Here is a 24,631-nt window from a genome sequence, read left to right on the forward strand (position 1 = left end):
CCACAAGAGTTTACAATGCTTTTGTGGTTTTTTTATGTCCAAAATTTATCATTCTACTTCTATGGAATCTGATTGCTGAAAAGCATATTTTTGCAACATAAGAGCGGTTGATTTTCTCAGTTCCCTCCCCGTGTCGGGATCTGTTCCGTCTTTCGTAAAAAACTCTACTTCACCGTTATACTTCGAATACCATGTCTTTCCAACTGCATTTTTATAGGTCAATGTATCTTTTCGCAAAATTCTTTTAAAAAACTGTAAATTATCTTCATCCATAGGAATTTTCTTATCAAATTTAGGATTCTTATCATTGCAATCTACCAGTTTATATTCGCTTCCATCCCAATACATACATTCCATTGATGGTGACATTCCGGCAAAACCATACGTTTTATTCTTTGGATGCGAAAAAACAACACTTCCGGTGACAAGACAGATCACCAAAGCCATTTCCATAATTCCCATCCCGTTTTTCTTCATGAATTCGGGCATTGTAAGAATTGGTTTATTAATAATAGTTATTACAATTTTAGAAATTGCTTGTTGAATTGAGTATTCTACAGTTCTCCATTCAGAACAATAATCTTTGAATGTATCATATCCTAAATATCTACTCAGATTATCTAAAATAGAAGTTTTAATATTGTAATCTTCATCATTTTCTACCAAAGCTTTATAATAATTCTCAAAAGACTTATAGCTCAAACCTTCAAACTCATCATTTAAAACCTGTTCAAGATGCAATATAATCCCATTAAAGGATGTTTCTGTGGTTTGGCTTGATGCTTTTTCATATACATCTTCTATTAACTTCTTTTTTTCAGATAAAAATTTTGACATAATCATGGATATTATTGCGAAAATTAATGAGTTTTGAGCTAAATCTATTACGGTTTCCCGTACACCTCACCGAAAAAAACTTTCCAAAAACTTTCCAAAAACTTTCTAACACTCGCCTTACCATTCGTCGTTAATTTGCCATAGAAATCAGTGAGAAACAAAACATTACAAAAAACAAATGTACAAAACTGATTTCAAAATCACCAGATAAAACGGAGGAAAACTCCGGGTTGGGAAGCAGATGTTTCTCCTCCGTTTTTGAAGGTTCACTTCCCAAAAAATTTAAGAAGCGCTTCGAAATTTTAAACGTGTAAAACTATCTGCGATCTGTTTCGCAGGGAAGAACACGAATGCTTTAACAACAAATTTTTTGAAAACATGATCCAGTTTATATTAATGCTATTAGGTTTAGCATTCTCACATACCAACGCAAATACGACAACGTGTAACGATAACAACGGAAATCCCGTAACTGTGCAAAGTTCTAATCCGGGAAGTAGTTTAGATCCTGGATGTTTAGAAGGTGACACGGGAGGAGATACAATACAAATCCCACCTAAAAAATAGTTAAATAAAAGGAGGAAGCAATTTCTCCTTTTTATATCTTTGTTCTAAATTATAATAAGAACATGATTAACTTTATTTTAATGCTATTAGGTTTAGCGTTCTCCAACAATAGTGCAAATACGACAACGTGTAACGATAACAACGGAAATCCCGTAACTGTGCAAAACGGAACGACTGATCCGATTACAGGAACCGGAGAAGACGGAGGGCCAGTAGGAGGAAATACAGGACAATTACCTCCTCCTTTTACTAATCCTTAAAAAATGAAAAGGGCAGATTATATTAATCTGCTCTTTTTTATTATTTTGCACTCGAAAACTAATACCATGAAAAAGTTATTCTCCATATTTCTATTAATTAATCTGTTCAATTGCAATAAAAAAATTGATAGTGATACTAATATTTTCTACGATAAAGCTTTTGAGTTTTTAGAGAAAAAAAACAAGGATAGTGCTTATGTTTACTTTGACAAGGCAAAAGATATTTTTGTAGAAAAAAATAATAATGCAAAAGCAGGAAAATGTCTTGTTAATATGGCTATAATATCAACCGATAAAGGAGATTATTATGGAGGGCAATCAATTTCAATTGAAGCATCTAAATTTTTTGACGAAAATGACAAACAACAATTTGCTGATATATGTTCAAATTATAACAATTTAGGAATAGCTAGTAACAATCTGAAAGATTATAAAAATGCAATAAGATTCTATTATGAGGCAATCAAGTTTACAGATGATACACCTTATAAATTAATTGCCCTTAATAATATTGGTAACGCATACAAAGAACAAAAAAAATATAATCCGGCAATAAAAATTTATGAAGAAATATTAAAAGAAGCTAAAAATCCGAAGACTTATTCAACAGTAATAACAAATCTTGCGACGACTAAATGGCAATCAAATCCATTTTATAACCCCGAAAAAGAGCTTTTAAAAGCATTACAGATAAGAGAATCTCAAAATGATCTATGGGGACAAAACTCAAGTCATTCTCATCTTGCAGATTTCTTCATGAATAAAAATTCCGAAAAAGCATTATTTCATTCTAAGAAAATGCTTGAACTGTCTAAACTTAATAAAAGTGCCGATGATCAGGCAGAAGCTTTAAAAAAGTTAATTAATTTAGATGCTGATAAACGCTTATACTATTTTAAAGTATATCAATCACTTAGTGACAGCTTACAAACAGCTCGGAATAATTCAAAAAACCAATTTGCTCTTATCAGGTTTGATTCAGAAAAACTTAAAACCGAAAATGCTCAAAATCAAAATCAAATATTAAAACAATATTTTCTCGTAGCGTTACTAGCTTTAGCATTAATAATCATTATAGTTTGGTATCGAAGAAGGCAAAAAAGATTAAAACAAGAAAACGAATTAAAAATAAAAAACAACCAACTCAAACTCTCAAAAAAAGTACACGATGTGGTTGCCAATGGTATTTATCAGGTAATAACCAAAATTGAAAATCAGGAAAATATTGATAAAAATGAAATGCTGGATGAGCTGGAATTCGTTTATGAAAAATCAAGAGACATTTCTTATGAAAAAATAGATTTAAAAGAAGATGAGGAAGATTTCGGCAAGAAAATATCTAAGCTTATCGCCACCTTTAAAAATGAAACAGTAAATACCTATGTTGCCGGAAATGATGAGACCATTTGGAAAGATCTGAAATCATCTGGTCAGGAAGAAGTTTATCAGATCATTAGAGAGCTTTTGGTTAATATGAAAAAACACAGTCAGGCAGACAGAGTTGTATTAAAGTTTGAAAGAATAAATAATTTTATCACAATTCATTACACAGACAATGGTGTAGGCATCTCTGGAGAATTAATTTATAAAAATGGGCTCACGAGTACGGTTTCCCGTATTGAGAATGTCCGCGGAGAAATTATTTTTGATACCGAAATCGAAAAAGGACTGAAGATCACCATTTCATTTCCTATTTAAAAAAAGAAAACAATGTTCAAAAAAATTTTAATATCCGAAGACCACGAAAGCATCAGTATTTCTGTACAAAAAACGCTTGAAGAACTGAATGTTCCGACTGTTGATTACGTCTCGTATTGTGATGATGCTTTAGCCAAAGTTCAAAAATCTGTCCGCGAAAATGACACTTATGATCTGCTCATCACCGACCTTTATTATGAGGAAGATCATCGTCAGCAAAACATTAAAGACGGAATAGAACTGGTACAGCAGCTGCGCGAAATTCAGCCTTCGTTAAAAGTGATCGTTTTTTCCGCCGAACACAGATCGGGAATTATTGATTCTCTTTTCACAGAATCTAAAATCAACGGCTATGTCCGTAAGGCTAGAAATGATTCAAAAGAATTAAAAAAGGCTATTGCTTCCGTTTACGTTAATGAAAATTACTTGTCATTAGACCTTAAACAAGAGGTAAAAAAACTGAATAATTATGAGTTTTCTGCTTATGACATTACTCTAGTCTCTCTTCTTTCTCAAGGCGTTTTACAAAAAAACATCCCTGTGTATCTTCAAAACAACGACATCAAACCGAATAGTTTAAGCAGTGTTGAAAAAAGATTAAACAGCCTAAAAGAAGCCCTCGAAGTTACCAGCAATGAGCAATTGGTTGCTTTTTGTAAGGACTTAGGGATTATTTAACGAGATTTCTAAAACATATTTCATCAAACCTTTCAATTTTTTTGGAAGGTTTTTTTGCGTTTTACGGGAAGCCGTAATGCTCGTTTTTATTAGTGACCTACTTTTGGAGTGTTAAACAAAAACAATTATGGAATATAAAGTAATCCCGTTTGTTGCAACTGCAAACCAGCAAAATATGAGTTCGAGCAATATTGCTCAACAATTAGAAAATTTAATAAAAGTTCAGACCGATCAAGGCTGGAATTATGTAAGATTAGAAAGTGTTTCTACTTATGTTCAACCCATTAAAGGTTGTTTTGGTACTGAAACCCAAAAAGGTTATATGACATCATATCAAATGGCTGTCTTTACAAAAGAAGAAAATGAAACATATACTGATTCTATTAATTAGAACTTATTGGATCATTATTCCTGCACAAAAAAGGAGGAAATGTATTTTCAGAATAAGTTGCTCTAAATATGTTTACGAAAAAACAATAAATGAAGGTTTTATTCCAGGATTAAAAGCATTCAAATATAGATTTCAAAATTGCAGATCCGGAGCCCATCTTATTGAAAATCCAATAACAAGAAAGTATCAAATCATTTTACCTGGAAATCAAATTCTTAATGAAGAAGAAATTTCAAAACATTTAATTAATCGGGAAAAAAAAATTAATCATGGGGAAATTTGTTATCACAAAAAGAAAAAACAGCGAGTATCAATTTAATCTTAAAGCCGGAAATGGCGAAATTATTTTAACCAGCGAAGGTTATGTTCAAAAAGCATCGTGTCAAAAGGGAATAGAATCTGTAAAAATTAATTCACAAGATGATGCAAGATATGACCGAAGAGTTGCGGTGAATGATAAAGATTACTTTGTCTTAAAGGCAAGAAACGGAGAAATTATTGGTAAAAGCCAATATTACAGTTCAAAATCGTCTATGGAAAGCGGAATTGCTTCTCTTAAAAACAATGCTCCAACCTCCGAAACCATTGATGAAACTCTTTAAAAACCAACACTATGGATCTTAAAATTAAACTTGAACAATTACATCAGAAAGTAGTCGGCTTAAAAGATCAGATAAGCACCGAGGAAGCTACGAAAAATGCATTCGTCATGCCTTTTATACAGATTCTAGGTTATGATATTTTCAATCCAACCGAAGTTATTCCGGAGCATATTTGTGATATCGGGACGAAAAAGGGAGAGAAAGTAGACTACGTGATTAAGCATAATGACAACCCGATTTTCATAATTGAATGCAAACACTGGAAAGAAAGTGCCGATGCACATAATTCACAGCTTCACCGTTATTATCATGTTTCAAAAACAAGGTTTGGTGTACTTACGAACGGTATTGTTTACAACTTTTATACTGATTTGGAAAAGCCAAATATTATGGATGAAAAGCCTTTTTTCTCTATTAATATTGAAGATCTGAAAGACAGTTCGATTAAAATTCTTGAAAGTTTTACTAAAAAAGACTACAATCTTGAAAGTATTTTAGATTCTGCAGAGGCATTAAAATATATCAAAGCCATCAGAAAAGAATTTGAAAAAGAAATTGAAACACCATCTGACGAATTGGTAAAACTTTTAGTAAGCAGGTTTTTTGAGAAGCCAATGACCGCCAACAGAATGGTTTCTTTTAAAGAATATACGAAGAAAGCCCTAACCACATCTATCAATGAATCAATCAGTTTCAGACTTAAATCGGCTTTAAGCATTAACGAACAAATTGAAAAACAAGATGATACTGCAAAAAGCTCTCAGCCTATTGACGAAAACAATGATTCCAAGATCGTTACAACTGAAGAGGAATTGGAAGCTTTCCAAATTGTAAAAGCTATTTTAAGAGAGAAAATACCTTCTGAAAGGATTGCGCATAGAGATACCCTGTCTTATTTCGGCGTTTTATTGGACGACAATAATAGAAAACCTCTATGTAGATTCCATTTTAATACCGCAAATAAATATCTGGAAACATTTCACAATGGCAAAGAAGCAGGAGAAAAAGTTTTACTCAATAACCTTGATGAAATTTACAATTACAAATCAGAGCTTCATAAAACATTAGAAAATTATTCTTAAAACTAAAAACCATGAAAACTTTCATTTCTATAGTAATAATCTGCATCGGCGCATTTGTTTCTGATTCTTTCTCATTCTCAAAAACTCCAGATGCAGACCATGGCGGAAGATGCACAGGTTCTGCCTATTGCACAGCTTGCTCAAACTGTTCTCGTTGCGGACATTGCAGTGGTGGCGGAACCTGCGGAGTCTGTGGAGGTGGATCTTCCGAAAATAAATCATCTTCACATCGATCATCCCCGAAGAAAAGTAAAGCTAAAAAATCAAGAGAATCAGATTCTTACATTTCAAAAAAAGGAAGATCAAACAAAGCTCCGTCAGTTTTTGTTAATGAAATAAATATCAATTCTGGCAGATATATCGCAGGAATTTCAGTCACCAATGTATATGAAAAACCTTCTCTTACCTCTAAAATAATAGAGAAAGTTTCCAAAAATTCAAAATTAATTCAGCTTTCAACGCAAGCACCCTGGTATAAAATAAAGATCCAGAAATCCGGAAAAACAGGATATGTTTATTATAAAGATGTGAAATAATGATTCGAAACTTAAGAATAATTATTTTATTTCTTCCAGTAATATTGGGTGGATTTATTTATATTATTTTCAGACCTGAAAGTCTTATAATGTTCCGTTGGTTTAAATATTTAAGTATTTCTAATGAAATTAATATCATACAGAATTTAAGAAATATTTATTCTTTTCCACCTTGGCTTGTTTATAGTCTTCCAGATGGACTTTGGATATTTTCTTACACCACACTCTCATTAGAGATTTGGAGATATTCCATTAGCCGCAATTTTATCAGAATTTTTCCAACTTTTTAAAATTATTCCGGGAACTTTTGATGTCATTGATGTTGGTTTTTATTTAATTGGGATAATTCCCTCTCTTTATATAACAAAAAAAAATTTAAACATTAAAAACTATGAAAAACTTTAAACACATAATTTCAGCCGGTTTATTTTTATTTTTCATCCTCATTGCTTTCGGCAGTATGGATGATAAAAAAAATAAAACTCCATCTTATACAGGTATAGAAGCTCAGGAAGCTTCTGATATTCATCCTCAAGAAATAGAAGTAAAAACAGATCCTAAAAAAGATGCTGTAATTGCTAAACTAAAAGAAAAAGCTAAAAAAGATTGGCCAAATGATTATTCCACTCAAGAGTATTGGATTAATGAAGAAATTGAGGCATATGATTATATGGAAACAATAGATGACAATTCAATAAAAAAACAAGCTCAAAGAGATTGGCCATTGGATTTCAGCACACAGAAATATTGGTACGAAGAACAGATCAAAGCTAAAGAAAGAATACAGTGAAACCCTTCCTTATATTCTGTGCTATAAGTTGTTTCGTTGGTATTTTCAGACTTCCTATAGAATATTATACTTTTCTCAGAGTGTTGGTTTCCGTTGGAGCACTCATTATTATTTATAATTTTTTAAGCAATAAACAATATAACTGGAGTACAATATTCATCATCATACTTATCATTTTCAACCCCATTTTTCCCGTTTATCTATACAGAAAAAGCTTATGGATCCCTGTCGACACCATTACAGGAATTTTGTTTTTACTGATTGCCTTTGCCCAAAAACCGGAAGAAAAAAAGGAGGAAGAAGAAAATACAGAAGAAACTTCAACACACTTCAAACAACCGAGAGCATACCCTCGAGACATCATTATTAATCCTAAAAAACCAAAAGAAGACTAAGCCAACCATGGAAAATATTCAAATTACGGAAAATCTTAAAGCTCATTTTCTACGACTTTATCAAATGGCGATTTGTGATGATGATTTCAGCGCCTTAGAACTGAAGATGCTTTATAAATGTGCAGAAGAAAGAGGTATTTCATCTAAAAATCTGGACGAAATACTATTAAATCCCATCAATATTAAGTCTCTCGTTCCTCAAACTATTGAAGAAAAAGTAGATTATCTGTACGATCTCACGGTGATGATCTGGGCAGACGGCATTGTTTCTCCAAATGAATATTCTGCAATGGAAAAATATGTTATAATGTTCGGTTTTTTAGATGAAAACGTAAAAGCGATCGTCGATTATCTCATCGAAGCTGTAAAAATCGGCAAGAACAAAACAGATATTTTATATGAATTAAAAAACTAACACACTATGGATACCACAAGTATAAAAAACTTATTTAAATTAAAGTCAATTCCGATTGAAACTCCGAAAGAAGAATCTCCTAAAGCGGAGATCGACTCCAACGAAGAATCTCCCGAAGAAAGTAGAAAACGCACCTACCATGAAGGAGGTTACAGAGACAGCTCCAGAAATAACGGAAATCATACCACATTATCTATTTGTCTTGATGCCGTTTATTCAAAATTCCAGAATGAGGAAAAAGAAATGGTTGAAAAACAGCAGAAACTCAAAGAATCCTACGTCAACGAGCAAAAAAACAGGGAAACTGAGATCAAAGCCCTGACTGTTTCATTGGAGACCAAGGAAGAACAATTAAAAAACAAAAACACAGACATTGAAAATCATCAAAATACGATTGAAATGTTAAAAGCTGAAATTCTTGATCTCCCGAGGAATCCGGAAAAACATAATGTAAAAGCAACGAAGGGAGCTTCTACCAAGTTTTGGATCGGCGCAATTCTTTTAGTTCCTATAACATTGTATCTGCTTACATTTTATATTTCGACTTCTTACTCAGCTTTTTTTAAAAGTTTTGATGCCAAAATTACTGTTATACAAAGTGTTTTGGATGCGCAAGCTCTTAATAAAGCATGGAATGAAGGTTTAATTGAAGGCGCATTTGTTACACTCATCCCATTTGTATTCTTAGGATTAGGATTTCTGATCCATATGTTTAGTGAAAATAAAAGCTGGGTAAATTATGTCAAACTAGGAGTATTATTTGTTGTAACATTTATTTTTGATGCCATTTTAGCCTATGAAATCGAATCTAAATTATATGAGCTAAACAAAACTTTTGAATCTCCCCCATTCGACCTTAAAATTGCCTTTACTAAAAACCAGTTTTGGGGAATTATTTTCGCAGGATTCATCGTTTATATTATTTGGGGATTGGTGTTCGACTTTGTAATGAAGGAACACAGAGAAAAAGATAAGATCAAAAACGAACAGGAAATCAGGCAGAAAAACGTTCTTTTTCTTTTAGAAAAAATCAATGTTCTTAAAAAAGAAATTGAAGAGATCCTCGCAAACATCGGAAGCACAAAAGAACTTGTTATAAAAACACGAGGAAGAATTGAAGAACTTCAAAATATCATTGACGGAGTGATCATTCCAACAAAAGATTACAAATTGTATGCTTCCGAATATGTTCAGGGCTGGGTGACATTTATTGGCGAAAAAATAGCAGTTTCAAGAACCGAGAAACAAACCATGATCGACAGCTGTATTGAAACCTATACTACCAATCTGGAAAACGTTGGGGCCAATTCGGACAATCAAAATCTTGTTTATTTATCTGCACTATAAATCTCTTCTAATGAAAAAAATATTTTATTTATTATTGATCATATCTTTGGTTTCTTGTTGTAAAAAAGAACCTGAAAAAATAGATCCCATTAAAGCAGATTCAATTACTCCTGATCCGAACAACATCAATGTCAGCATTTTAATTGATTTATCAGACAGGATTGATCCTCAAACTCATCCTAATCCTACAATGGAATATTTCCAAAGAGATACGGAATACATTAAAGCCATAGAAAAAGGTTTTTTGAATCATATTAAAACAAAAAGAATCATCACATTTAATGATCAGATGCAGGTTTTCTTTAATCCGGAACCCTCTGATCCTAAAATGAATGAATTTACAAGAGAACTTAAAATCTCTTTTGATAAAAATACTGGTAAAGATTATTTCAGCTCTGTTGAAAAAAAATATTCTGAATTGCCCTCAAATATCTATCAATCTGCTATTAAAGATGGGAAATATGTTGGCTCGGATATTTGGGAATTTTTCAAAAATAAAGTTAAAGACTATTGCATCAAAGATGATCACAGAAATATTCTTTTTATTTTGACTGACGGATATATGTATCACCAAAACACTAAGTTTGAAGAGGAAAAAAAGACATCCTATTTAACTTCAAAATTGATAAAATCAAACAATCTTACAACTTCTGATTTTAAAAATACGATTGAAAAAAATAAGCTGGGTTTTGTGAAAGCTAATGATAATTTGAGTAATCTAGAAGTCGTTGTCTTAGGAATCAATCCCGAAAAAGGGAATCCTTTTGAAGAGGGTGTCATCAAAGAATACTGGGAAAGCTGGTTCAAAGAAATGAAGATTAAAAACTATCAGATAAAATCAGCAGATCTGCCGTCTAATCTTGAACCTATTATTTTAAAAGCCATTTCAGGAAAATAAAAAAACACTCCATATATTTAATTATCAAAAAAAGCGAAGAGTAATTTCTTCGCTTTTCTTTATTTTCTGATCATTTCCGTGTGCGGAATGTCATCTTCCAAATATTTTTTCCCGGTATCTACAAAACCAAATTCTCCGTAGAACTTCAATAGATAATCCTGTGCAGAAATTCTGATCTCAGAAGTATGAAAACGGTTTTCTATCGTTTCAACAGCATATTTTATCAACAGTTTTCCTAAGCTTTTTCCTCTTGCTTTTTCTGTTGTTAAAACTCTGCCTAAAGAAGTTTCATCATATTTAATTCCTTTATCGAAAACGCGACAATACGCCAATACATCACCATCTTCCTCTGCCCAAATATGAATTGCTTTTTGATCGTAATTATCCAGATCAGGATAAGGACAATTTTGCTCGATCACAAAAACATCGATACGAGCTTTCAAAACTGCATATAACTCAGGAACTGTAAACTCTTCAAATGTTTTAATTTTCCAGATAATATTACTCATCGAAATTAACGTTATTATTATTTAAAAAGTCGTTGGTTGTTTGTATGAAGTCCAGGATTTCATCGCATCCTTCTTTCTTCTCAGCAGAAGTTACATATAACTCGGGAAGATCTTCCCATGTCTTATAAAGCTCAGCCTTATAGTCTTCTACATTTTTTATGGCGATATTGGGTTTCAGCTTATCAACTTTAGTGAAAACAATTGAAAACGGAACACCGCTTTCCCCGCACCATTCAATAAACTCAAGATCTATTTTTTGAGGGCTGTGTCTTGAATCAATCAAAACAAAAAGATTCACAAGATTTTTTCTGTTCAGAATATAATTGTTGATCAGTTTCTCAAAATCCCTTCTCAAAACCTTTGAGACCTTTGCATAACCATACCCCGGTAAATCGGTAAGATACCAGTTTTCATTGACGATAAAATGATTAATAAGCTGAGTTTTCCCTGGAGTTCCGGAAGTTTTAGCCAAATCTTTCCTGTTCATCATCGCATTGATCAATGAAGATTTCCCAACATTTGATCTTCCTATAAAAGCATATTCTGGGATCGTCGGTTCCGGACATTCCTGCCATTTTCCGCTACTCTTTACAAACTCTGCTGTTTTAATAACCATTTCTCGAATATTTTTTAGAAAATTAAACCATTAAGAAAAGCTCTTAATGGTTTAATCTATTTTTTTAAACTTTATCTTTTAACCAACTGTAGAGAATCTCATTGAACTCATCCGGTTTTTCCATCATTGCTGCGTGGCCGCATTTATCAATCCAGAAAAGATCCGAATTCGGAATAAATTTATTCATGTCGATCGCAACCTCAGGAGGTGTTACATTGTCCTGTTTCCCCCAGATCAAACAAGTCGGGGTTAAAATCTTAGGAAGATCATGCAACATATTGTGTTTGATGGCGCTTCTTGCAAGCATTACGGTTTTTATTCCCTTCATTCTGTCATTCACCACCCCAAAAACCTCGTCTACAAGATCTTCAGTTGCCACAGCAGGGTCATAAAAAACCTCTTCAGTTTTCTTCCTTATATAGGATTTGTCATTTTTTCTTGGAAAACTGTCTCCGAATGTTCTTTCATATAATCCTGAACTCCCGGTTAAAACCAGATTATTGACCAGATCCGGTCTTGCCAAAGTTAGTATAAGCCCAATGTGACCTCCCATTGAGTTTCCAACAATGGTTACAGGTTCTTCAATATGACTCTCTATAAACTTTATAATATATTTTGCTAATGTGGTAAGATTAGTATTAAGCACCGGCAAATCGTAGATAGGCAATTGAGGTACATAGACCTTAAATCCTCTCTCTGAAAAAAAATTCACCATCTTATCGAAATTGCTCAAACCACCCATTAAACCGTGCAATAGCACTAATGGATGTCCTTCTCCCGCCTCTACAAAGGTATATTTCTTTTCTTTTTTTGTACTAAATATCATAAAACGCCTTAATAAAGCCTTGCAAAAATACAAATTAAACCTCAAAAATATTTTGATATGCCTAATTTAAAATAAAAATAATATAATAAAGCTCTTTTTAACTCTTTTTTTGAAAATCTCTTTATTATGGCCTGAATAATACAATTCACAAGGCTCAACATATCAATAACTTAAACCTACATTATTAAATCTTTAATAAAACTTATTAACATTAAGTCAAAAAGTGGGAAAAAGTGGGAAATATTGGAAATTATTATATAAATTTGTCCCAAATGAAAAGTTTCATTGGAACATATGAGTGTAAAATTGACGACAAAGGCCGTTTAAAAGTACCTTCTTCTCTGATCAAACAGATGGAAGACTTTGATGACAAGGCATTTGTAGTCAAAAGATCCGTGTTCCAAACTTGCCTCGAAGTTTACCCGATGAATGCATGGGATAAATTGATGGGCAAGATTAATAAATTAAACAGATTCATTAAAAAGAATGCTGATTTCATTAGAATGTTTACGGCAGGAGTAAAAACTGTAGAATTGGATAATGCCGGTAGATTACAGATTTCAAAAGACCTGACGCATTTCGCAAATCTTCAGAAAGATATTGTGATTACAAGCGCCGGAGAATTATTTGAAATTTGGGACAAAGACGCTTACGAAAAAGTGATCTCTACCAACGAAGAAGATTTTGCCAGCCTCGCCGAAGACGTAATGGGCTCTTTAGATGAAGAATAACCGCTAAATTAAAAAAGCGACAAAAAACACAATTAAACATGTATCATAACCCCGTTTTGTTGAAGCAAAGTGTTGATGATTTGGTGACGAATCCAGACGGAACATACGTGGACTGTACTTTTGGCGGCGGTGGCCACTCAAAAGAAATACTGAGCAGACTTTCTGATAAAGGGAAGCTGTACGGTTTTGACCAAGATTTAGACGCTCTTAAAAATACAATTGATGATCCGAGATTTACTCTGATCAATCAGAATTTCAGATTCTTAGAAAACTCCTTATTAATGTATGGAGTTTCTCAGGTTGATGGAGTTCTTGCCGACCTTGGAGTATCTTCTCATCAGTTTGATGAAGCAGAAAGAGGATTTTCCACAAGAAGCAATGCTCCTTTGGATATGAGAATGAATGTAATGCAGGGTCTTGATGCTAAAAGAGTGATCAACGACTATGAAGAAGAGCAGTTGGCGAATATTTTTTATTACTATGGCGAATTAAGAGAATCCAGAAAATTAGCTAGAGACATCGTTCACCACAGAAAAATTAAAACCATCAATACAACGGAAGACTTGAAAAAGCTTTTCAATTTTCTTCCGCCGCATAAGATCAATAAATTTTATGCACAGCTTTTTCAGGCGATAAGAATTGAAGTAAACCAGGAATTGGAAGTTTTAAAAGAAATGCTTGTTCAGGCATACAATGTTTTAAGACCCGATGGAAGACTGGTCGTAATTTCTTATCACTCTCTGGAAGACCGTTTGGTAAAAAGGTTTTTGAAAAACGGAATGTTTGAAGGGGAACCTCAAAGAGACATCTACGGAAATTATAAAAAAGCATTTGAATTGGTAAAGAGCAAAGCAATTATTCCCGATGAAAAGGAAATTGAAGAAAACTCAAGAGCCAGAAGTGCTAAAATGAGAACAGGAATTAAAGTGTAAAAGTGAATGAGTGAATTGTCAATAGTGAATTTTTAAAATTGACAATTGACGAACAAAGTGAATTCACTGCAAAGCAAATTGATTATAAAGTGACAAAAAGAACAACAACAAATCGTCCTCAGAAGAGATTAACTTTTATAGATATTATAAAAGGGAATTTCCTGAACCGTGATGAGATCAAAGTACATTACAAGTATTTTCTGTTGTTGTTTATCTTAATGATGGCAATGATTTACAGTAATCATCTCGTCAATAAGAAAATTAAAATTGTCAACGCATTAAAAGAAGAAACAGAAGAATATAAATCTCGAAACGCTTACGCACAAAGTAAGCTGATTAAAGTAAAAATGGAATCTCAATTGGGAAAAGAAGTTGCCCGGGATTCTTTGATGACACTGGAAAACCATCCTCACAAGTTATTAATAAAATTGGATAGTACAGATGCAAAAGCAAAATGAATACGACAACAAACGTAAAAAAACCTTAAGGTGGGGCTACCTCTTCGCAGTGGTAGCTTTGTGCGTGTTTGTAATGTTTTTGACAAGGATCGTTATTCTTCAAAACACTAATGTTCAGGAAATTAAAGACGATTACATTAACAAAAATTACCGCGAAGCAACTCTAAAAGCTGCGCGTGGAAATTTATTTGCTTCCGACGGTTCTATTCTTGCAACAACCGTGATGCGTTATGATATCTATCTGGATTTCAAAACGATGAAAGACACGATCTACAGCAACAACATCGGAGCTTTAACAGATTCTTTAAGCAAAATGTTTGGAAAATCGAGAGGTGATTTCAGACAAAAATTCGACGAACAGAAGAAAAAGAAAAATCAATATTACGCTTTAGTTAAAGGTCTTGATTTTGACGAATACGACAGAATAAGAAATTTCCCAATCTTCAAAAAAGGAAAAAACAAAGGAGGTTTCATCGTTGACAGAAATTATAAAAGAGAATTAGCAACCTCAGAAATTGGTGCCGGAACTATCGGGATTGATAATGGCGAGCTTAAAGCAGGTCTGGAAGGTGCTTTTTCAAAATATCTGACAGGAAGCGACGGAAAAAGATTAGAACAGAGAATCAATTCTTCTCAATGGAAACCAATCGACTTCTGGAAAGTTCAGGAACCTGTTGACGGAGAAGATGTTTATACGACTTTAGATCTTAGAATTCAGGATATTGCACACTCCGCTTTGGAGAAGCAGCTTGTAAATTTTGAAGCAAAACACGGAACCGTAATTGTGATGGAAGTTGAAACAGGCAAAGTTCGTGCAATGGTTAATTTGAGAAGAACTGAAGAAGGTGATTATGAAGATTCTTACAATTATGCCTTAAAAGATAACATCGAACCGGGTTCTACATTCAAAACCATTTCACTGTTGGCGGCAATGGACGACGGTTTTATCGATGAAAATACAACTGTAAATGTAGGAAACGGAGTTTGGGTATACGCAAAACAAAGAATTTCAGACGGTCACGGTGGCGGAACTTATGATATCAGTGATGTGTTAGCAAAATCAAGCAACGTTGGAACAGCGAAGCTTATCACAAAATATTACGCACAGAAGCCTCAAATTTTTCTTGACCACTTAAAACGTTGGAAATTATTTGATAAAATGGACATCGAGCTTCCGGGGATCGCAAAACCAAAGATTGTAACTCCTGATAATAAAAGATGGAATGCGGCAACATTGGCTTCAATTGCTTACGGATACTCATCAAACATCAATTTATTACAATTAACAACCTTCTATAACGGAGTTGCGAACGGTGGTAAAATGCTAAAACCCCTATTCATCGACAAGATCATGAAAGACGGAAAGATAATGTACAATGCAAAACCTGAGGTTATCGTCAATAAAATGGCTTCTGAAAAAGCGATTAAAATGATGACCAGCGCATTGACAAAAGCCGTAGAAAAAGGAACAGGGAAAAGTATTTTCACACCAAATTTAAAAATGGCAGGAAAAACAGGAACAGCAAGGTTTGAATATTGGCTGCCTGGCCCAATGAAATACCGTGCATCATTTGCAGGCTTCTATCCGGCTGATAATCCGAAATATACGTGCTATGTGATGATCAGTGAGCCGAACACGGCAAAAGGGTTTTACGGAGCAACGGTTTCAGCGCCAGTGTTTAAAGAAATTGCAGGGAAAACTTTCTTAAAAACACCTCAAAACGTTGAAAAAGAAATGCTTGTTAACAAAAAGGTCGACCTTAATAAAATGGTTGAACCGAATGTTAAAATAGCAGTTAACAATAAACAAATGCCAAGTGTAGTCGGATTGATCGGTAAAAATATCATCCCACAATTGGAAAATTTAGGATATCGTGTCGATTATAAAGGAGTTGGGCGAATTAAAGAACAATTCCCGTTAGAAGGCACAACAATTAGTAAAAACCAGAGAATTTATTTGTCTCTGCAGAATTAAAATATAAAGCATCAAAAAATGCAATTAATTGAATTATTAAATAGAATACCAACTTTAGAAATTCACGGTGAAAACACCCGTGAGGTTTCAGAATTGGTTTTCGACAGCAGAAAGGTTACGGAAAACTCGTTGTACATTGCAATGAGAGGAACAGTTGCGGATGGGCATTCATTTATTGCATCTTCAATTGAAAAGGGAGCAAAAACAATCGTTTGTGAAGAGTTCCCTGAAAATTTAGATGAAAATATCACTTACGTTAAAGTAAAAGATTCTTCTAAAGCTTTAGGTCATTTGGCTTCTAATTTCTATGGAAATCCTTCTGAAAAATTAAAATTAATCGGCGTTACAGGGACCAACGGAAAAACTTCTGTTTCTACTCTACTTTTTGATGTATTTAAAAATTTAGGGTATGATTCCGCTTTACTTTCAACGGTTGAAGTCAGAATTGGAGAAAAAATAATTCCGGCAACGCATACAACTCCAGATGTTATTACCATTAATAAAATATTAGCTCAGGCAGTTGAAGAAGGTTGCGAATTTGCTTTCATGGAAGTAAGTTCTCATGGAATTTCTCAAAACAGAATTGAAGGTCTGCATTTTAAAGTGGCAGGATTTACGAATCTTACCCACGATCATTTAGATTATCATAAAACTTTTGATGAGTATTTAAAAACGAAGAAAAGATTTTTTGATGAACTTCAGGATACTGCCGTTGCCATCACCAACATTGATGATAAAAACGGAATGGTGATGCTTCAAAATACAAAGGCTGCGAAAAAGTCTTATGCTTTGAAGACGATGGCAGATTTCCATGGAAAATCATTGGAAATTGATTTCAACGGAATGCTGTTGAATTTTAACGGAAAAGAATTCTGGACAACATTGACGGGAAGGTTTAATGTTTACAATTTATTATTGGTTTTCGGAATTGCTTCTGAACTTGGTTTTGAACAAGACGAAATTCTTCAGGCCATCAGTAAATTAAAAAGAGTTTCCGGAAGATTTGAAACCTTCAAATCAGATGGCGGAATCTTCTTCATCGTAGATTATGCACACACTCCGGATGCCTTAGAAAACATTTTGGACAGCATTAACAACATCAGAACAAAAAACGAAAGACTGATCACGGTTTTCGGTTGCGGAGGCGACAGAGATCACTCCAAAAGACCTGAAATGGGAAATATTGCCAGCAAAAAATCAACGTTGGCGATCATCACTTCAGACAACCCGAGAACAGAAGATCCGACAGCAATTATAAAGGAAATTGAAGCAGGCGTTGAACCTCAATACTTCAGCAAATACACTTCAATTCCGGATAGAAGAGAAGCCATAAAGATGGCCATAAAGTTTGCAGAACCTAAAGATATTGTTTTGGTAGCCGGAAAAGGTCACGAAACATATCAGGAGATAAATGGTGTAAAGCATCATTTTGATGACAAAGAAGTAATTATTGAGCTTTGGAAGTTAATGAGTAAGTAATTTATAATCGATAATTAATAAATGATAATTGATTTTATCATTCATCGATCATCATTTATCATTTATAAAAAATAGAAACATGTTATACTATCTATACGAATATCTTACCAACCATGGAATTCACATCCCGGGACTCGGAATGTTAAAATACATTTCGTTCCGTGCCGGAATGGCCGTTTTATTGTCTTTGACGATAGCTCTTGTTTATGGTAAAAGAATTATCAATTATCTGAGAGCGAAACAGATGGGCGAATTGGTTCGTGATTTGGGATTGGACGGACAAAAACAAAAAGAAGGAACTCCTACAATGGGAGGTCTTATCATCATTTTGGCGACATTGATTCCTGTATTACTATTCACGAGAATTACTAATGTCTATATCGTCCTTTTGATTGTTTCTGTTATTTGGATGGGTGCAATTGGTTTCTTAGATGATTATCTAAAAAAGGTTAAGAAAAATAAAGATGGTTTAAGTGGAAAATTCAAGATTGTAGGACAAGTCGGATTAGGGCTAATTGTCGGAGTTACAATGTATTTTCATCCTGACATTACCGTTAAAAGAAAATATGCAGATGCGAAAGTGGTGAACAGAAATAATGTAGAGCAAAACTTTATGCCTACAGAAAAAATCACCGTTTCTACCGTTCCTTTTGCTAAAAATAACGAGTTCGACTACAGCGGAATTCTATTTTGGATGAATGACAAAGACGCTCACGAATGGGCATGGATCGTTTTCATCCCGATCGTAATTTTTATTGTAACAGCCGTTTCAAACGGAGCCAATATCACCGATGGAATTGATGGTCTCGCAGCAGGTACAAGTACAGTCATACTGCTCGCATTGGCATTTTTCACCTACGTTTCCGGGAACATTATTTTTGCTGATTATCTCAACATCATGTTCCTCCCCAACATGGGTGAAACCACCATTTTTGTGGTCGCCATGGTAGGAGCCGTGATCGGATTTTTCTGGTACAATACCTATCCTGCTCAGGTTTTTATGGGAGATACAGGAAGTTTGATGCTGGGAGGAGTCATTGCAGTTTTAGCTATTATTTTAAGAAAAGAATTAATGATTCCCGTTTTATGCGGAGTTTTCTTAATTGAATTACTTTCTGTTATACTTCAGGTTTGGGTTTTCAAATTTAGAAAAAGAAAATACGGGTTGGAATATGCCCAAAACAATAGATTATTTAAGATGTCACCATTACATCACCATTATCAGAAAGAAGGGTTTCACGAAAGTAAAATCGTTAACAGAATGGTAATCATCGGAGTTATGTTGGCAATTGTATGTCTTATCACATTGAAAATGAGATAAGTTAATTTAAAATTGAAAAGATTCAAGTATTGAAGTTTTTTCAAGCATTAAATCAAAATTAATATGAAAATAGTTGTTTTAGGAGGAGGAGAAAGCGGATGTGGAGCTGCTTATTTGGCCAAAAAGAAAGGTTTGGAAGTATTTCTTTCAGACAAAGGAGTCATTAAGGACAGCTACAAGCAGTTTCTGACAGAAAATGAAATTGAGTTTGAAGAAGGAAAGCATGACGAAGAAAGGATTTTAAATGCAGACTGGATCGTAAAAAGCCCGGGAATTCCGAAAAAAGCAGAGATCATCAATAAAATTCATTTGAAAGGAATCAGACTTTCTTCTGAAATCGAATTTGCTTCGGAATTTACCAATGCTAAGATCATCGCGATCACAGGAAGCAATGGAAAAACAACAACAACTTCATTAATCTACTACATCCTGAAAAATGACGGATTAAATGTAGGTTTAGGAGGAAACATCGGGTACAGCTTTGCAAAGCAGGTTGCCGATGAAAATCATGAATATTATGTATTGGAGGTTAGTTCTTTCCAATTGGATGATATTCAGAATTTTAGACCTTATATTTCTTTATTGTTGAATTTATCTAAAGATCATTTGGATCAATACAACTACAACTATGAAGAATATGCATTGGCGAAATTCAGAATAGCTGAAAATCAGGAGAATGATAATTTTTTCATCTACAATAAAGATGACGAAATGAGCAAAAACATTCTTGAAAAATTAGAAATAAAAGCAAAAATGATCCCTTTTTCAACAAAAGAAAGCCTGTCTGAGGGAGGTTTTGTGGACAATGATCAAATCAAAGTAAAATTGAAGGATAATTTCTCAATGAAACTTGATGAATTGTCTTTGTTGGGAAACCATAATGTTGCCAACAGCTTAGCCGCTTCAATCGCTGGTAAAATATTGGAAATCAATAATGAAAGTATTAGAAATTCATTAATGACCTTCCAGGCAGTTGAACACAGATTAGAGTTGGTGACTGAAATCGATGGCGTAAAATTCATCAACGATAGCAAAGCAACTAACGTCAACGCAACATATTACGCGTTAGAAAGCATGAAAACGCCAACCGTTTGGATCGTTGGTGGACAAGATAAAGGAAATGATTACTCAGAAATTGAGGAACTAGTTAAAAGAAAAGTAAAAGCAATTGTCTGCTTAGGAATTGATAATCAAAAAATTATAGATTTCTTTAAAGACAAGAAAGAATATATTTATGACACCTCAAGTATGGAAGATGCTGTGAAAATTTCAAAATCTTTAGCTAAAAATGGCGATACGGTTTTACTGTCTCCATGTTGCGCAAGTTTTGATTTATTCAAAAGCTATGAAGACAGAGGTCGTCAGTTTAAAGAGCAGGTTTTAAAAGTAAACAGCTAATAGCCAACAGCTAAAAGCAATCATTATGAACGAACAAGACACAGATAGCAGATTTGAATTCCTAAAGGGCGATAAAGTACTTTGGATGGTCATTCTTGTGATCTCCATTTTCTCTATTTTCCCTGTATATTCTGCAAGTTCGAATCTGGAATATATCGTTAATAACGGAACCACAACCGGTCACGTTATGAAACATATGTTCTTCGTGCTTCTTGGTCTGGCAATTATGAGAGTTGTAGGAACGATTAAATATGAATACATCGGAAAGCTAAGCAGTATTTTGCTCGGTTTAATGATTATCTTATTGGTTGTTACGATGTTTACCGGACAAACAATCGACGGAGCGAGTGCTTCCAGATGGTTAAAAATTCCGGGAACACCGATTTCATTTCAGCCGTCTTCTTTTGCTTTTTTAATGTTGATTATTTATCTGTGTAGATATTTAACCAAGAAAATTACAAGAGAAAGGCTTCCGATTGAGAACATTATGTACATCTTTGGGCCCATTTTGCTTGTGTTTGTGCTGGTTGCGAAAGATAACGGTTCTACGGCATTAATGATCTTAATGGTTTCCGTAGTTGTTTTGGTTATAGGACAACTGCACTGGAAATACATTGCAGGATTCATTTTCTCATCATTTGTAGCTATTGTTTTCTTTTTACTCATTGCTTTAAATACAAATTTAATTGGCGGAAACCGTGTTCACACATGGATGAGCCGTATTGAAACATTTACATCAAGCAAAGCGAAATCAGCTGATGTAGACGATGAAAGCTTAAAGGCGAAAAATTATCAGGTAATGCAGGCGAAAGCAGCCATCGTTCACGGTGGAATTACCGGAATGGGACCAGGAAAAAGCGCCTTAAAGCAAATGCTTCCACAGTCTGCATCGGATTTTATTTTTGCTGTAATCGTTGAAGAATATGGCGTTATCGGAGCTGCTTTTCTGATTTGTCTGTATTTAATTATGATGATCCGTATCGTGATGATAGCCAGTAAGATGCCTGCCTTTTTCGGCTCCTTACTCGTCCTCAGTCTCGGGGTAATGATTTTCATACAACTCTCTGTAAATATTGCAGTTGCAATTAATCTGATTCCGGTAACGGGACAGCCTTTGCCATTAATTAGTTACGGAGGAACATCAATGTTGGTAACCTATTTGCAGTTAGGAATTATTTTAAATATAAGCTCAAGAATCCAGATATACGATGAAGAAGGAATGGGCAAAAAACAAAGTATAGCAGAAATAAACGATATCGCGTAATGTCATTGCGAGGAGCGAAAGCGACAAAGCAATCTCAAAATTTATATAGATGAACAAAAAGTTAAAAATATTATTATCAGGCGGCGGAACAGGAGGACATATCTTCCCTGCAATCGCTATTGCAGACGAGATCAAAAAAAGATTTCCTGATGCAGAATTTTTGTTCATCGGAGCCAACGGAAAAATGGAAATGGAAAAAGTTCCGCAAGCTGGCTATAAAATCGAAGGAATTGATATCGCAGGAATCGACAGAGGAAATATGCTATCCAATTTAGGTCTGCCTTTCAAGATTTTGAAAAGTTTATCTAAATCGAAAAGAATCATTAAAAACTTCGCTCCCGATTTTGCAGTGGGAACAGGTGGTTTTGCAAGCGGACCGGCTTTGTATGAAGCAAGTAAATTGGGAATTCCAATCTTCATCCAAGAACAAAATGCCCATGCAGGAGTAACGAATAAGATTTTAAGTAAAAAAGCAAGAGCCGTTTTTACAGCCTATCCAAAAGTAGAAGGTTTTCCGAGTGAGAAAATAAAATTCTTAGGGAATCCAATTCGTGAGAATATTATTTCAGGAATGCAGGAAACAGCTCAGGCAAAAGAAAAAATGGGATTAGACAAAGATAAACTGACAATACTTTCTGTTGGTGGTTCTTTAGGTTCAAGAACATTAAATAATGGTTGGAAAGAGAATCTTGAAAGCCTTAAAGAAAAAGGATATCAATTGATCTGGCAAACAGGAAAGTTGGATTATAAAGAGATTGTTGATAGTTGTCGGTTAACAGTTGATGGAAATAACCAACAACCAGCAACAAACAACCAAATACAAATAAAAGAATTCATCAAAGACATGGAAACAGCTTATTCCGCTGCAGATGTCATTGTTTCAAGAGCAGGAGCAATTGCCATTTCAGAGTTGGCCGTAGCACAGAAACCTGTTTTGTTGGTTCCATTCCCTTTTGCGGCAGAGGATCATCAAACAAAAAATGCACTGAATTTGGTTGAAAAAAACGCAGCCAAAATGGTAAAAGATTCTGAAATGCAGGAAAAATTCTGGAAGACATTATCAGAGATCTGCGAAAATGAAAATGTGAGAAAAGAAATGTCTGAAAATCTGAAATATTTTGCCAAGCCAAATGCTGCAAAAGAGATTGTAGACGAAATCTTTAAAGTGATAAAATAGATAAGATTAAAAAATTTAGAAATTCAGAGATTAAGACATTTCGAATTTCTAAATACCTTAATTTTTTAATCTTTTAATTTTTAATATAAAATGAAAAATTTAGAAACATATCAAAATTTTTACTTCGTTGGAATCGGGGGTATCGGGATGAGTGCTTTGGCACGCTATTTCCATGCTTCGGGCAAAAAAGTTTTGGGCTATGATAAAACCAACACCAAACTCACTCAAAATCTGATGAATGAGGGAATTGATATTGTTTTTGAAGATCTTATTGACGAAAGAATAACCTCTCTTGAAAAAGAAAATACATTAGTAATCTACACTCCGGCAATCAAAACGTTGGGGATCTTAGATTATTTTAATGAAAATCAATTTGAAGTTTTAAAACGCGCGAAAGTTTTAGGTTTAATCACAGAAAATACAGATTGTATTGCCGTTGCAGGAACGCACGGGAAAACAACAACTTCTACGCTTGTAGCTCACTTGTGTAAAGAAGCTGATTTGCCTTTTTCTTGCTTTTTGGGCGGAATTGCAGAGAATTTTAAATCAAATTTTCTGTTCAACGGTAATCAATATTCTGTAGTTGAAGCAGATGAATATGACAGAAGTTTCCTTAACCTATCTCCGGACTGGGCAGTAATAACTTCCACAGATGCAGATCATTTGGATATTTATGGTGATAAAAACACAATTGAAGAAGGTTTCAAACAATTTGCAGCCTTAGTTCCGAATGACAAACAGCTTTTTGTAAGAAAAGGAATTGAAATCGGAAGACCTCATCTTACGTACGCAGTAAACGAATTTGCTGATTACTACTCTGATAACCTGCGAATGGATCATGATAAAATCTCTTTTGATTTTCATACTCCGACAGAAACAATAAAAGATTTTGTTTGGGAAATTCCGGGGATTCACAATGTAGAAAATGCGACGGTTGCGTTGGCTATCTTAAATAATTTAGGCGTTGACTTCGAAATTTTAAAGAAAGCAATCGCTAATTTTAAAGGAATTAAAAGAAGATATACTAAGCATATTTATAAAAACGGTAAAATTTACATCGACGATTATGCCCATCATCCAACAGAAATTAATGCTGTGGTGGGATCGATCAGAACTTTTTACCCTGAGAAAAAATTATTGGTTGTTTTCCAACCGCATTTATTCAGCAGAACGAGAGATTTTGCAGACGGTTTTGCAGAAAGTTTAAGTAACTCTGAAGAATTGATCTTACTTGATATCTATCCGGCAAGAGAGCTTCAGGAAAATTTTGAAGGAATAACTTCAGACTGGTTATTAGAAAAAGTGACTTTAGATAAAAAAGAAGTGTCAAATTTATCCGATGCTTTCAATAAAATAAAAGAAAAAGATTTTGACATTCTTCTCACAGTAGGCGCAGGAAATATTGATACGTTGTACGACCCTATTTGTGAATGGATGAACAAAAATTGA

28 protein-coding genes are annotated in these 24,631 nt (G+C 34.0%); 24 read left to right on the top strand and 4 right to left on the bottom strand.

Annotated elements, in window-relative coordinates:
• Positions 1 to 48: 48 nt before the first annotated feature.
• A complete protein-coding gene (locus BT156_RS08625; RefSeq protein ID WP_072409179.1) occupies positions 49 to 837 on the bottom strand; it encodes a hypothetical protein in 789 nt (262 codons plus the stop codon).
• Positions 838 to 1,215: 378 nt separating this feature from the next.
• Between BT156_RS08625 and BT156_RS21880 the strand changes: the two genes are divergently transcribed.
• From BT156_RS21880 to BT156_RS08695, 14 genes are all read left to right on the top strand, one after another.
• The gene (locus BT156_RS21880) at positions 1,216 to 1,404 is read left to right on the top strand and encodes a hypothetical protein (RefSeq protein ID WP_139255441.1); all 189 of its coding nucleotides are present in this window, start codon (positions 1,216 to 1,218) and stop codon (positions 1,402 to 1,404) included.
• Between the two features lie 62 nt (positions 1,405 to 1,466).
• Positions 1,467 to 1,664: a hypothetical protein gene (locus tag BT156_RS08630; RefSeq protein ID WP_072409181.1), complete on the top strand. Its 198-nt coding sequence runs from the start codon at positions 1,467 to 1,469 to the stop codon at positions 1,662 to 1,664.
• A gap of 66 nt (positions 1,665 to 1,730) precedes the next feature.
• The gene (locus tag BT156_RS08635; RefSeq protein ID WP_170857287.1) at positions 1,731 to 3,362 is read left to right on the top strand and encodes a tetratricopeptide repeat-containing sensor histidine kinase; all 1,632 of its coding nucleotides are present in this window, start codon (positions 1,731 to 1,733) and stop codon (positions 3,360 to 3,362) included.
• 12 nt (positions 3,363 to 3,374) lie between these two features.
• Complete coding sequence (locus tag BT156_RS08640; RefSeq protein ID WP_072409183.1) at positions 3,375 to 4,040, top strand: response regulator; 666 nt, start codon at positions 3,375 to 3,377, stop codon at positions 4,038 to 4,040.
• A gap of 127 nt (positions 4,041 to 4,167) precedes the next feature.
• Positions 4,168 to 4,431 (top strand): hypothetical protein, encoded by a 264-nt coding sequence (locus BT156_RS08645; RefSeq protein ID WP_072409185.1) that lies wholly within the window; start codon positions 4,168 to 4,170, stop codon positions 4,429 to 4,431.
• The gene (gene yidD / locus BT156_RS08650; protein WP_072409187.1) at positions 4,403 to 4,750 is read left to right on the top strand and encodes a membrane protein insertion efficiency factor YidD; all 348 of its coding nucleotides are present in this window, start codon (positions 4,403 to 4,405) and stop codon (positions 4,748 to 4,750) included. The genes BT156_RS08645 and yidD overlap by 29 nt, the downstream gene beginning before the upstream one ends.
• Complete coding sequence (locus BT156_RS08655) at positions 4,701 to 5,033, top strand: YegP family protein (RefSeq protein ID WP_072409189.1); 333 nt, start codon at positions 4,701 to 4,703, stop codon at positions 5,031 to 5,033. The genes yidD and BT156_RS08655 overlap by 50 nt, the downstream gene beginning before the upstream one ends.
• A gap of 11 nt (positions 5,034 to 5,044) precedes the next feature.
• Positions 5,045 to 6,115, top strand: a complete 1,071-nt coding sequence (locus BT156_RS08660; protein WP_072409191.1) for a type I restriction endonuclease — start codon at positions 5,045 to 5,047, stop codon at positions 6,113 to 6,115.
• An 11-nt stretch (positions 6,116 to 6,126) separates the two neighbouring features.
• Positions 6,127 to 6,651, top strand: coding sequence for an SH3 domain-containing protein (locus BT156_RS08665; protein ID WP_072409193.1), 525 nt, complete (start codon positions 6,127 to 6,129; stop codon positions 6,649 to 6,651).
• Positions 6,652 to 7,042: 391 nt separating this feature from the next.
• Positions 7,043 to 7,441: a hypothetical protein gene (locus tag BT156_RS21760; RefSeq protein WP_083582323.1), complete on the top strand. Its 399-nt coding sequence runs from the start codon at positions 7,043 to 7,045 to the stop codon at positions 7,439 to 7,441.
• Positions 7,438 to 7,836 carry a DUF6804 family protein gene (locus BT156_RS08680; RefSeq protein WP_139255442.1) on the top strand — a complete coding sequence of 133 codons (399 nt, stop codon included), beginning with the start codon at positions 7,438 to 7,440 and terminating at the stop codon, positions 7,834 to 7,836. The genes BT156_RS21760 and BT156_RS08680 overlap by 4 nt, the downstream gene beginning before the upstream one ends.
• A 7-nt stretch (positions 7,837 to 7,843) precedes the next feature.
• Complete coding sequence (locus BT156_RS08685) at positions 7,844 to 8,251, top strand: hypothetical protein (RefSeq protein WP_072409197.1); 408 nt, start codon at positions 7,844 to 7,846, stop codon at positions 8,249 to 8,251.
• A 6-nt stretch (positions 8,252 to 8,257) separates the two neighbouring features.
• The gene (locus BT156_RS08690; protein ID WP_072409199.1) at positions 8,258 to 9,598 is read left to right on the top strand and encodes a beta-carotene 15,15'-monooxygenase; all 1,341 of its coding nucleotides are present in this window, start codon (positions 8,258 to 8,260) and stop codon (positions 9,596 to 9,598) included.
• A 10-nt stretch (positions 9,599 to 9,608) separates the two neighbouring features.
• Positions 9,609 to 10,496: a hypothetical protein gene (locus BT156_RS08695; RefSeq protein ID WP_072409201.1), complete on the top strand. Its 888-nt coding sequence runs from the start codon at positions 9,609 to 9,611 to the stop codon at positions 10,494 to 10,496.
• Positions 10,497 to 10,555: 59 nt separating this feature from the next.
• Here BT156_RS08695 and BT156_RS08700 read toward each other — a convergent pair whose 3' ends face one another.
• The 3 genes from BT156_RS08700 to BT156_RS08710 form a co-directional block, all read right to left on the bottom strand.
• A complete protein-coding gene (locus tag BT156_RS08700; RefSeq protein WP_072409203.1) occupies positions 10,556 to 11,005 on the bottom strand; it encodes a GNAT family N-acetyltransferase in 450 nt (149 codons plus the stop codon).
• Positions 10,998 to 11,621: a ribosome biogenesis GTP-binding protein YihA/YsxC gene (gene yihA / locus BT156_RS08705; protein WP_066754178.1), complete on the bottom strand. Its 624-nt coding sequence runs from the start codon at positions 11,619 to 11,621 to the stop codon at positions 10,998 to 11,000. Before yihA ends, BT156_RS08700 begins: the two co-directional genes overlap by 8 nt.
• A gap of 64 nt (positions 11,622 to 11,685) precedes the next feature.
• Positions 11,686 to 12,447: an alpha/beta fold hydrolase gene (locus BT156_RS08710; protein ID WP_072409205.1), complete on the bottom strand. Its 762-nt coding sequence runs from the start codon at positions 12,445 to 12,447 to the stop codon at positions 11,686 to 11,688.
• 272 nt (positions 12,448 to 12,719) lie between these two features.
• Here BT156_RS08710 and mraZ point away from each other — a divergent pair, with 272 nt between their 5' ends.
• From mraZ to murC, 10 genes are all read left to right on the top strand, one after another.
• Positions 12,720 to 13,178, top strand: a complete 459-nt coding sequence (gene mraZ / locus BT156_RS08715) for a division/cell wall cluster transcriptional repressor MraZ (RefSeq protein ID WP_072409207.1) — start codon at positions 12,720 to 12,722, stop codon at positions 13,176 to 13,178.
• A gap of 38 nt (positions 13,179 to 13,216) precedes the next feature.
• Positions 13,217 to 14,110 (top strand): 16S rRNA (cytosine(1402)-N(4))-methyltransferase RsmH, encoded by an 894-nt coding sequence (gene rsmH, locus BT156_RS08720; protein WP_072409209.1) that lies wholly within the window; start codon positions 13,217 to 13,219, stop codon positions 14,108 to 14,110.
• 89 nt (positions 14,111 to 14,199) lie between these two features.
• Complete coding sequence (locus BT156_RS08725; protein ID WP_072409436.1) at positions 14,200 to 14,568, top strand: FtsL-like putative cell division protein; 369 nt, start codon at positions 14,200 to 14,202, stop codon at positions 14,566 to 14,568.
• Positions 14,552 to 16,543 (top strand): penicillin-binding transpeptidase domain-containing protein, encoded by a 1,992-nt coding sequence (locus BT156_RS08730; RefSeq protein ID WP_072409211.1) that lies wholly within the window; start codon positions 14,552 to 14,554, stop codon positions 16,541 to 16,543. The genes BT156_RS08725 and BT156_RS08730 overlap by 17 nt, the downstream gene beginning before the upstream one ends.
• Positions 16,544 to 16,561: 18 nt before the next feature.
• A complete protein-coding gene (locus BT156_RS08735) occupies positions 16,562 to 18,022 on the top strand; it encodes a UDP-N-acetylmuramoyl-L-alanyl-D-glutamate--2,6-diaminopimelate ligase (protein WP_072409213.1) in 1,461 nt (486 codons plus the stop codon).
• Between the two features lie 79 nt (positions 18,023 to 18,101).
• Positions 18,102 to 19,343, top strand: coding sequence for a phospho-N-acetylmuramoyl-pentapeptide-transferase (mraY, locus tag BT156_RS08740; protein ID WP_072409215.1), 1,242 nt, complete (start codon positions 18,102 to 18,104; stop codon positions 19,341 to 19,343).
• Positions 19,344 to 19,406: 63 nt separating this feature from the next.
• Complete coding sequence (gene murD / locus BT156_RS08745; RefSeq protein ID WP_072409217.1) at positions 19,407 to 20,741, top strand: UDP-N-acetylmuramoyl-L-alanine--D-glutamate ligase; 1,335 nt, start codon at positions 19,407 to 19,409, stop codon at positions 20,739 to 20,741.
• A 25-nt stretch (positions 20,742 to 20,766) separates the two neighbouring features.
• The gene (locus tag BT156_RS08750; RefSeq protein WP_072409219.1) at positions 20,767 to 22,005 is read left to right on the top strand and encodes an FtsW/RodA/SpoVE family cell cycle protein; all 1,239 of its coding nucleotides are present in this window, start codon (positions 20,767 to 20,769) and stop codon (positions 22,003 to 22,005) included.
• A gap of 49 nt (positions 22,006 to 22,054) precedes the next feature.
• A complete protein-coding gene (murG, locus tag BT156_RS08755; protein ID WP_072409221.1) occupies positions 22,055 to 23,182 on the top strand; it encodes an undecaprenyldiphospho-muramoylpentapeptide beta-N-acetylglucosaminyltransferase in 1,128 nt (375 codons plus the stop codon).
• Between the two features lie 90 nt (positions 23,183 to 23,272).
• Positions 23,273 to 24,631: a UDP-N-acetylmuramate--L-alanine ligase gene (murC, locus tag BT156_RS08760; RefSeq protein WP_072409224.1), complete on the top strand. Its 1,359-nt coding sequence runs from the start codon at positions 23,273 to 23,275 to the stop codon at positions 24,629 to 24,631.

The sequence above is a fragment of the Chryseobacterium limigenitum genome (assembly GCF_900114875.1).
Taxonomy (GTDB): Bacteria; Bacteroidota; Bacteroidia; order Flavobacteriales; family Weeksellaceae; genus Chryseobacterium; species Chryseobacterium limigenitum.